This is a genomic window from Burkholderia sp. E168m23, assembly GCF_016586125.1.
Lineage (GTDB): Bacteria > Pseudomonadota > Gammaproteobacteria > Burkholderiales > Burkholderiaceae > Burkholderia > Burkholderia orbicola.
Genome location: NZ_BCPP01001149.1, coordinates 1 through 1,936 on the forward strand (window position 1 = coordinate 1; position 1,936 = coordinate 1,936).

2 protein-coding genes are annotated in these 1,936 nt (G+C 69.6%); both read right to left on the reverse strand.

The window, feature by feature from the left end; translation table 11 throughout:
- Nucleotides 1-27 precede the first annotated feature (27 nt).
- Entirely contained in the window at nt 28-1,215 is a 1,188-nt protein-coding gene (locus JMF90_RS35090) for a heme biosynthesis protein HemY (RefSeq protein WP_011545945.1), read from the reverse strand.
- 2 nt (nt 1,216-1,217) lie between these two features.
- On the reverse strand, nt 1,218-1,936 hold a 719-nt coding region (locus tag JMF90_RS35095; RefSeq protein ID WP_201326164.1), incomplete at its 5' end, for a uroporphyrinogen-III C-methyltransferase.

Sequence of the window (1,936 nt, forward strand, 5' to 3'; positions counted from 1 at the left end):
TGTACGCAGCGCAGCTGCCGCGCAGCGTCACACGACGGTAATCGCCAGCGCGCTTTCGCGGTAGTGCTTCGCGGCCTTGTCGGTTTCGCCGAGGTGCTCGAACAGGCGGGCGAGCGCACGATGCGCCCGCACCTTCAGCGCCTCGTTGTCGGCCAGCTTCAGCGCCGATTCGAGGAACGACTGGGCCTTGCCCCACAGCTGCTGCTGCTGGCAGAGGCGGCCGAGCGCGAACAGCAGGTCGGCATCTTCCGGATGATCCTTCTTCCAGCCTTCGGCCTTCTGGATCAGCGGCAGCGCATCGGCGCCGGCCGTGTCCGGATAACGGCGCAGCAGGCGTGCATCCCAGTTGTGCGCGAGCGCGTCCTCGACGATGCGGCGCGCTTCGTTGCGGCGCTCGAGCGGCACCAGCAGCTCGGCCGCGAGATCGGCCAGACGCGGCGACTGGCGCTCGACCGGCGACAGCGACTGCCACACTTCGAGCAGCGCGTCCGGATCGTGCCGGCGTTCGCGCAGCAGGTTTTCCGCTGCCTGCTGGCGCAGCCGCACGGCCGCGGCCGGATGCAGCGCCTCGCGCTTTTCGAGCGCCTTCGCGAGCTTCAGCACTTCGGCCCAGTTCTTCAGTTGCTGCTGGGCACGCAACGCGACCTGCTGCGCATGAATGCGCTTGCCGCCGGCCTGCATGTCGGCCAGCGCGGCGAGCGCGCCGTCGGCGTCGCGGGCGTCCGCGCGCATGTCGGCCGCGGCGAGCAGCCGTGCATCCTGCCATTCGGGCGCGTCGACCTTCGACAGCCAGTCGTCGCGGCGCGTGTACTCGTGCATCCGGTGCGCGGCCGTGGCCCCGACGAGACTCGCGGCGCCCAGGTTCGCGTCGACGGTCAGCGCTTCGCGCGCGGCCTTCTCCGCACGCGAGAAGCGGCCCGCGTACAGGTTCGCGATCGCATCGCGCAGCGACGCCTGCGCCTTCTCGTTGCGCGAACGCGCTCGATACGCGGCGACCCGCTGCGGCATGCGCCAGATGTTGCGCACGATGCGCAGCAGCGCGTACACGACGATGAACAGCACGACGATGGCGATCACGAACAGGTTCAGCGACACGTCGATCCGGTACGGCGGATAGACGAGCAGCACCTGCCCCGCGTCGAAACGGCCGACGGTGGCGAGCGCCGCGGCGATCGCGAACAGGACCGCGAGCCAGACGATTCCTCGAAGCGTCATCGTTACCCCCGGCTCTTGAACTGCTGAACGGCGTTCAGGCTCGTGTTCAGGTTCGGCACCGCGACCGTCAGCGATGCGCCGTCAACCTGCTTGAGCAGATCCTCGACGGTCTGCGTGTCCTTCGACGCCTGATCGAAATACTTCCCGAGCGACGCCTGTGCGGCGTGCAGGTCGGCCTTCATCGCGCTGTCGTTGCGCGCCAGCAGCGACAGCCGTGCGGTCAGCAGGCGCAGCTTCACGTTCTCGCGCACGAAGTAGCCCTGGTCGGGCGACGCGAGCATCGCGTCCGCGTTGTCGATCCGGCGCACCTGCACGAGGCCCTTCAGTTGCTGGCCGAGGCCGGCCGAGAAGTCGTGCCACCACACCTTCCAGCGCGGCTCGCCGGCGGCGACCGACGACGCGGTGTCGGCCGGCGCGGCCTTCGGCGCCGCGTGCGGCACGATCGCCTCGCCGGACAGCGGCAGCGCGTCGATCCTGGCGATCGCGTCGTCGAGCTTGATCGCGAGGCCGGTGAGATCGGCGGTGGGCGCAGCCTTCAGCTTCTCGATGTCCAGCGCGAGCGCCTTGCGCACCGTGACGGCCTGCGCGCTCTGCGACGTCGCGAGACGCGCGTCGGCGTTCTGCAGCGCGATCAGCGCGAGTTGCGTGTTGCCGGTCAGTTGAAGCTGCTGGCTCGCGCTCGACAGCATCTGGTCGACCTCCTCGAGCATCCACGCGTCGC